The organism is Gelidibacter sp. (genome assembly GCF_039916245.1).
Classification (GTDB): Bacteria; Bacteroidota; Bacteroidia; order Flavobacteriales; family Flavobacteriaceae; genus Gelidibacter.
The window spans coordinates 1-7,588 of record NZ_JBDSLS010000057.1 but is presented as its reverse complement, the minus strand read 5'-3'; the positions used below and the strand labels follow the sequence as shown (position 1 = coordinate 7,588).

Sequence of the window (7,588 nt, the reverse complement as noted above, 5' to 3'; positions counted from 1 at the left end):
AAGAATATAAACCACTGCGTAAATGTCATCTGATGTTTGTTTATTTTTTCGGTCTAAAATTCAGGATAAAAAACCTGAATTAGCAACCTGTTTAACAAAAATATTATAAATCGTAAATCTTATACCGTCAATAAGTTAGCCAATGTTTAACACATCTTTCATTGAAAATACACCCTTTTTTCCTGCAATCCACTCCGCTGCAATCACGGCGCCAAAGGCAAATCCTTCACGGTTATGGGCGGTATGCTTGATTTCAATGGTGTCCACTGCAGAGGTGTAAGTCACCTCATGGGTCCCAGGAACACTGTCAATGCGTTTGGAACTAATATGCAACGCCTTTGGTTTTGCCGCATCAAGCGTCCAAGTGCCATATTTTGAGTTTTTAATGATATCTTCTGCGAGAGTAATCGCTGTTCCACTGGGCGCATCCAACTTTTGCGTATGATGGATTTCTTCCATGCTGATGTTGTATTCAGGGAGATTTGCCATTAATTTTGATAAGGTTCGGTTCAATTCAAAAAAGATATTGACGCCTAAACTAAAGTTGGAAGCATAAAGAAAGGTGCCGTCTTTTTCTTTGCACAAAGCAAGGACTTCATCATAATGTTCTAACCAACCGGTCGTTCCTGAAATCACAGGAATGTTATGGTTAAAGCAATTGGTAATATTAGCTACGGCAGCATCAGGTGTACTAAAGTCAATGGCGACATCAATGTTGTCAAGACTATAGCTTTGGGTGTCTTTATCAACCTTTAAGGTTATTTGATGGCCTCGGTTGAGAGCAATCTGTTCAATGGTTTTTCCCATTTTCCCATAACCTAAAAGACCTATTTTCATGTGTTTATTTTTTTTTAATGGACATACTTCGACTTGGCTCAGTACAGACTTGCTGTTCGCGATTAATCATTCCCTTGGGTATTAAAATCTTTAGCATGCTCGTTTCATGATTAAAATTTAAAATTCAAAGTCACACCCAAATTGGTGGAGTTTTCCTGTTCATTATATTTGAAATGCGGCTTTAGAGCCAAATTTTCATCTAAATTATATTGAAGTAAATGCGCATCCACGTTGGCATCAATGATATTGAGCGCATAGAGTCCGAAGGTAATCAGTAGGGATAATTCTTTGTTACGTCGCAAGGTGTTTTGTGCGCGGATCAAACCTTCACTCGAAACTTTTGGAGATGGGCCATCGCCATAAAACTCATCATCGGTATGACCTGCGAGTCTGCTTTTGTAAGCATTACGATAGCGCTTATACACTTTATCATTGTCTAAGTAGAAATACACTCCAGTCCCAAGAGCGGCATAAACGATTGGAATTTTCCAGTATTTTTTGTTGTAAGCTTGTCCCAAACCAGGTAAAACGGCCGAATAGAAAGCTGCCTTAGAAGGGGCTAAAATGTTCATCGGTTCCCTAACGGGGCTGTCAATAATAACTTCTTTGGCAATATTTGAAGCAATACTATCTGTTTTGGTTTGTGAAAAGCCAAAAAAACAGACATAAAATAAAATAAAAGTGGTTATATAAAGACGTTTATTTGGCACTTTGAACGAGTTTTTTGATACGATTAAAATCTTCTTCAGAATGAAAAGGAATGCTAATCGTGCCCTTTCCGTTCTTACTCAGTTTAACGTTAATTTTTTGTCCAAAGTATTCTGAAAACTCTTTCACGCCATTTTCAATGAATTTTGGCAACTCTTCTTTTTCAGGAACTTTAGTTTCGCTCTTGTTGTGATAGTTTTTAACCAATGCTTCCGTATCTCTAACCGATAATTTATCAGTGAGAATTTTCTCGTAAATATCGAGCTGGCTGGATTGGTCTTCAATATTGATGATGGCACGGCCATGACCCATAGAAATGAATCCGTCGCGCATTCCTGTCTGAATAATAGGATCCAATTTTAAAAGACGCAGATAATTGGCTATTGTAGAACGTTTTTTACCCACGCGCTCGCTCATCTGTTCTTGCGTCAACTGAATTTCGTCTATCAAGCGTTGGTAAGACAATGCGATTTCAATAGGATCTAAATCCTGGCGTTGGATGTTTTCCACCAAAGCCATTTCCAAGGATTCCTGATCATTGGCAATTCTGATATAAGCGGGAATAGTCGGTAATCCAAGAAGTTTGGAAGCTCTAAAACGACGTTCTCCAGACACCAATTGGTATTTGTTGAACTCAAGTTTTCTAACCGTTATGGGTTGAATAACGCCCAATTCCCGAATGGAAGACGCTAATTCCTTAAGTGTTTCTTCATTAAAATTGGTTCGTGGTTGAAACGGATTGATCTCAATGGCTTCCAATTCCAACTCGACAATACTACCAATAACTTTATCGGCATTTTTATCCTGAACCGATGTAATATCGTTCGCAGGATCTTTTAAAAGTGCTGATAATCCTCTTCCTAAAGCTTGCTTCTTTATTGCCTTCGCCATTAACCGTTCTTTTTAATAATTTCTTTTGCTAAATCTAAATAATTGGTAGCTCCTTTGCTGCTCACATCATAGTTGATGATGCTTTCTCCAAAACTAGGTGCTTCCCCCAAACGTACGTTACGCTGAATAATCGTATCAAAAACCATATCGCTAAAATGCTTCTGCACCTCTTCAACAACTTGGTTTGACAAGCGTAAACGCGAATCATACATGGTCAATAACATGCCTTCAATATCTAAGTCCTGATTATGGATGCGTTGTACACTTTTGATGGTGTTCAATAATTTACCAAGACCTTCCAAAGCAAAATATTCACATTGAATCGGAATAATGACCGAATCGGCAGCGGTAAGTGCATTCAAGGTCAAAAGTCCTAAAGATGGTGCACAATCGATCAAAATATAATCATATCTATCTTTCAGATGGGTGATGGCTTTTTTGAGCATGTACTCACGCTCTTCCTTATCGACTAGCTCAATTTCAATGGCTACAAGGTCAATATGTGCCGGAATAATTTCCACATGAGTTGCGTTTGAAGCAATGATGCACTCTTCGGCCGTTGCAGAATGCTCAATAAGTTGATAGGAACCTATTTCAACACCTTCTACATCAACCCCTAAACTAGATGTTGCGTTGGCTTGCGGATCGGCATCAATTAACAATACTCTTTTTTCTAATGCACCTAAGGAAGCGGCTAGATTTACTGATGTTGTTGTTTTTCCAACACCTCCTTTTTGGTTGGCTATTGCAATGATTTTACCCATTAAATGATCTGATTTTAGAAGTGGTAAAAATACAATTATTTACGAGTTTAAAAAATGATACTTGTTAACAAAGCCACCTTGATTTTAAAAGACTCCGTCTTGAAAAATGCGGAAAGGCTGATGGTTTGTTTTCAGCGCTTTAACTGTGTTTGAATCGATTATCGGACAAATTGAGTTTATTTTATCATCTGTATTTTCGTTTTAAAAGCTATTTAATTCACGTAGGAAAAGGTGTGTTTATTTATTTCTTATCTTTTTTTGCACGGATCATCGCTTCGAGTTGGTCCCACATTTCTTCTGGAATTTGTTCCAATAAATTAAACTGTCCGGCGCCTTTTAGCCATTCGCCGCCGTCAATGGTAATCACTTCGCCATTGATATAAGCCGAGAAATCAGAAACTAAATAGGCTGCTAAATTTGCTAGTTCCTGATGTTCGCCCACACGCATTAAGGGGACTTTTTTGGCCATATCAAACTTGTCTTTTAAATCGCCCGGCAGGAGACGATCCCAAGCGCCTTGTGTTGGAAAAGGTCCTGGAGCAATGGCATTAAAACGCATACCGTATTTTGCCCATTCTACCGCGAGACTTCGCGTCATGGCCAATACACCAGCTTTTGCCGTGGCACTTGGCACCACGTAAGCTGAGCCTGTCCATGCATAAGTCGTCACAATATTGAGGACATTCGTATTGGTTTGTTTGGCATCAATCCAGTGTTTGCCAAAAGCCAAAGTGCAGTTTTTAGTGCCTTTTAAAACAATGTCAATAATCGTGTCAAAAGCATGGGCTGAAAGTCGCTCAGTCGGCGAAATGAAATTTCCTGCAGCGTTATTGAGGAGTACATCTACTTTGTCAAATTTGTCGAGCGTTCCTTTCAACATGGCTTCGACCTCGTCATAATTGCGAACGTCACATTGCAATGGGAGGCAAGTGCCCTTGGTTTCTTTTTCCAATTCCTCAGCCGTAGTTTTTAATTTGTCGAGGTCACGTGACGTAATAGCGACATTGGCACCCAATTCCAAGAAATATTTCGACATGGCTTTGCCTAATCCGCTGCCGCCGCCAGTAACTACGATTGTTTTTCCTTTTAGAGCATCATCTCTAAGCATTTTTTGAGTATAGTTCATGCTGTTTGTTTTTAAATGGTGAATTTAAAATTAATGATAATATGTTACGATTGTGTTTTTGAGATGTCAAATTACTCATAATGGATGGGTTTTCTTGCTTGCTTGTCAAAAGAAGGACTCATAAATCCTAAGAAACCCAGAAAATAATTAATTGTAGAAAACTATAGCATATTCATTTTGTTATATCTTTATAATCAATTAATTATCCAAAAATATGAAAAAACATATCCCTCTTTTAAAAATTGCATTCGCAATAGTTTTGTTTTTGTCGCTATCCCTTTGCGCAACCGCTCAAATTAAAGAAATTGCAAGCGTTGAAGGCATTACCGAATACCAGTTGGACAATGGGCTCAAAGTCCTTTTGTTTCCTGATAATTCCGCACAAACCATAACGGTTAACATCACTTATATGGTAGGCTCCCGCCATGAAGGTTATGGCGAAAAAGGCATGGCGCATTTATTGGAGCACATGGTGTTTAAGGGTACGCCTAACCATCCTAACATTCCGGAAGAATTATCTTCACACGGCGCACGACCCAACGGTACTACTTGGTATGATCGCACTAATTATTTCGAGACTTTCAATGCCACCGACGAGAATTTGGATTGGGCTTTAGACCTGGAATCCGATCGAATGGTTAATTCCTATATTGCTAAAAAAGACTTGGAATCTGAGTTTTCGGTAGTTCGCAATGAATTTGAAATGGGAGAGAATTCGCCTAGCAGGGTGTTGCTCGAAAACGTTGCTAGTGCAGCATATTTATGGCATAATTACGGACAATCCACCATTGGGAATCGCTCGGATATTGAGCGTGTGCCTATTGAAAATTTGCAAGCTTTCTATAAGAAATACTACCGTCCCGATAATGCCATCTTAATGGTGACGGGCAAGTTTGATACCGAAAAAACCTTGGCGTTAATTCAACAGAAATTTGGCGCTATCAAAAAGCCAGAAGTTAAATTAAATGACATCCCAACCATTGAGCCAGAACAAGATGGTGAAAAACGCGTCAGTTTAAATCGGGTGGGCGATTTGCAAATTGTTTCCGCACTTTATCACGTGCCAGCAGGATCTCATGAAGATGCCGCGGCAATGGCCATTGCTGAAGAGGTTTTGACTAATGAGCCTTCCGGCAGATTGTATAAAGCCTTAGTGGATGGTAAAAAAGCTTCAGGGATTTGGTCGTTTACACCGTTTACCAAAGAACCTGGATTTCTGTACATTAATGTCGATGTGCCTTCAGATAAGTCCTTGGCAGACGCCGAAAAAACCTTATTGAGCACTTTAGATGGATTGGCATCCAACCCGATAACGGAAGCCGAATTAAATCGGGCGAAAGCCAATTTGTTAAAGCAAATAGATCAGGTTTTTAGAAACTCATCTTACTTGGGCACCTATATGAGTGAATTTATTGGCGCAGGCGATTGGCGATTGGCCTTCATTTTTAGAGACCGTATTGAGGAGATGACAGTTGCTAAAGTAAATGCCGCCATTAAAAAATACGTCATTCCTACCAACAGAACGGTAGGGAATTTTGTCCCAACCAACAATCCCGTGCGTATTGGTATTCCACATACTGAGGATGTGGCAGGTTTAGTGGCCAATTATAAGGGCAAAGAAGCCATGGATGCAGGACAGGCATTTGATGTGTCTTATGAAAACATTCAAAACACCTTACAAACGGGTTCTTTGAAAGATAGTCAGATTGAATATGGATTCATCAAGAAGGATAATCGTGGTAAAACCGTAAATCTGACCTTCGATTTGCGCACCGGAAATGTAAACCAGCTCATGAACAAAGGTCTTCTGGCAAAATATACCGCGAACATGTTGAATAAAGGGACTAAAACGAAATCCAGACAAGATATTGAAGATGAGTTAAGTGCCTTGAAATCGTCGATTTATTTTAATGGTTCCAACGGACGTCTTACGGCATCTATCAATAGCACGGAAGAAAATTTAATGGCCACTTTGGCTTTAATGACAGATATGTTGAAAAATCCAGTATTTGATGTCAAAGAATTGGAGAAACTAAAAACGCAAGATTTGGCGAGTCTTGAAGAAAATAAATCGGATCCGCAAGCGGTTGTCGTAAGGCAAATTGGGTTGTTAAACAATCCTTATAAAAAAGGGCATCCGTTATATAATATGACTTTAGACGAAGAAATTGCTGCCATAAAAGCGGTAAATGTCGCTGAATTAAAAGCTTACCATAAGGATTTTTATGGTGTGAATAAAAGTGCCTCCGTCGTGGCTATTGGGAATATGAATGAAGAGGCTGTCAAAACATATTTTGATAAAAACTATGCCGATTTCAAATCTGATAAACCCTATACAGAAATCAGTAATAAGTTTCAAAACAGTAAGCCTGCAAATGAAAATCTCATCACACCAGATAAGAAAAATGCGTTGACCTTAGGTGTTTTATCCTTTGAAGGAAGTCAGTATGATAAAGATTTTGCAGCCTTGCAGGTTGCGGGCGAAATTTTTGGTGGTGGATTCCTAAACTCGCGCATTGCCGAACGTTTACGTCAAAAAGATGGCGTAAGTTATGGTGCAGGAGGTTATGTAAATGTTGATCGCAGTAATGACGATAAAAACTCTACCATATTTATTTATGCCATTTATGCACCAGAAAATGCAACGAAAGTACAACAAGGCTTCAAAGAAGAAATTGCGCGTTATATGGCTGATGGCATTACTGAGGACGAGCTTAAAAATGCCGTGAACGGATGGGTACAGGAGCAAAATGTATCCAGAGCTAAGGACGGGGAGTTGGCAGGTGTGATCAATACCAATTTGTATTATAATCGCGATATGATGTTTCAAAAAAACATTGAAGAGGATGTTAAAAAGCTAACGGTTGAAGATGTCAATAAAGTCATCACTAAGTATTTTATAAACTTTGAAAACTGGACCGTTGTCAATGGTGGCGATTTTAAAAATCCTGAAATTAAGCAAGGTGATAAAAAAATAGATTAGCAAAAAATCGTTCAAAAATATAGACCCGCTTCATCAGATTTGACCTTGAAGCGGGTTTTTATATTTTTTAAATTCGGGTTTTATGAAGTTCTTAAAAAATCGATAACTCATACAGATGGATGGTTATGAGTGTTTTGTGAGGCTTTTCGGCATGTGGATTATCTTCAGAAATAACTAAAATTAGATACTCTAATAACTATTTAAATTTTGTAAATTTGCCTGCGTTTAACAACGCATCATGGCAACTACTACAAAATACATATTCGTCACTGGAGGAGT

Annotated in this window: 6 protein-coding genes; 1 reads left to right on the top strand and 5 read right to left on the bottom strand. The window is 38.8% G+C overall.

Features of this window, described 5'->3' with window-relative positions:
• Positions 1 to 135: 135 nt before the first annotated feature.
• From dapB to ABIQ28_RS03130, 5 genes are all read right to left on the bottom strand, one after another.
• A complete protein-coding gene (gene dapB, locus ABIQ28_RS03150; protein WP_348035299.1) occupies positions 136 to 837 on the bottom strand; it encodes a 4-hydroxy-tetrahydrodipicolinate reductase in 702 nt (233 codons plus the stop codon).
• Positions 838 to 947: 110 nt separating this feature from the next.
• On the bottom strand, positions 948 to 1,547 hold the full coding sequence (locus ABIQ28_RS03145; protein WP_348035298.1) for a DUF5683 domain-containing protein: 600 nt from the start codon (positions 1,545 to 1,547) through the stop codon (positions 948 to 950).
• A complete protein-coding gene (locus tag ABIQ28_RS03140) occupies positions 1,537 to 2,436 on the bottom strand; it encodes a ParB/RepB/Spo0J family partition protein (protein ID WP_348035297.1) in 900 nt (299 codons plus the stop codon). Before ABIQ28_RS03140 ends, ABIQ28_RS03145 begins: the two co-directional genes overlap by 11 nt.
• Positions 2,436 to 3,200, bottom strand: coding sequence for an AAA family ATPase (locus ABIQ28_RS03135; protein WP_348035296.1), 765 nt, complete (start codon positions 3,198 to 3,200; stop codon positions 2,436 to 2,438). The genes ABIQ28_RS03140 and ABIQ28_RS03135 overlap by 1 nt, the downstream gene beginning before the upstream one ends.
• Positions 3,201 to 3,441: 241 nt before the next feature.
• Complete coding sequence (locus ABIQ28_RS03130) at positions 3,442 to 4,326, bottom strand: SDR family oxidoreductase (protein WP_348035295.1); 885 nt, start codon at positions 4,324 to 4,326, stop codon at positions 3,442 to 3,444.
• 214 nt (positions 4,327 to 4,540) lie between these two features.
• On the opposite strand from ABIQ28_RS03130, the gene ABIQ28_RS03125 reads away from it, so the two are divergent.
• A complete protein-coding gene (locus ABIQ28_RS03125; RefSeq protein ID WP_348035294.1) occupies positions 4,541 to 7,309 on the top strand; it encodes a pitrilysin family protein in 2,769 nt (922 codons plus the stop codon).
• Positions 7,310 to 7,588: the final 279 nt, after the last annotated feature.

Excerpts from the sequence above, each read along its gene's own strand:
- dapB (WP_348035299.1), bottom strand. The coding sequence starts at position 837 with ATGAAAATAGGTCTTTTAGGTTATGGGAAAATGGGAAAAACCATTGAA.
- ABIQ28_RS03140 (WP_348035297.1), bottom strand. The coding sequence starts at position 2,436 with ATGGCGAAGGCAATAAAGAAGCAAGCTTTAGGAAGAGGATTATCAGCA.
- ABIQ28_RS03135 (WP_348035296.1), bottom strand. The coding sequence starts at position 3,200 with ATGGGTAAAATCATTGCAATAGCCAACCAAAAAGGAGGTGTTGGAAAA.
- ABIQ28_RS03130 (WP_348035295.1), bottom strand. The coding sequence starts at position 4,326 with ATGAACTATACTCAAAAAATGCTTAGAGATGATGCTCTAAAAGGAAAA.
- ABIQ28_RS03125 (WP_348035294.1), top strand. The coding sequence starts at position 4,541 with ATGAAAAAACATATCCCTCTTTTAAAAATTGCATTCGCAATAGTTTTG.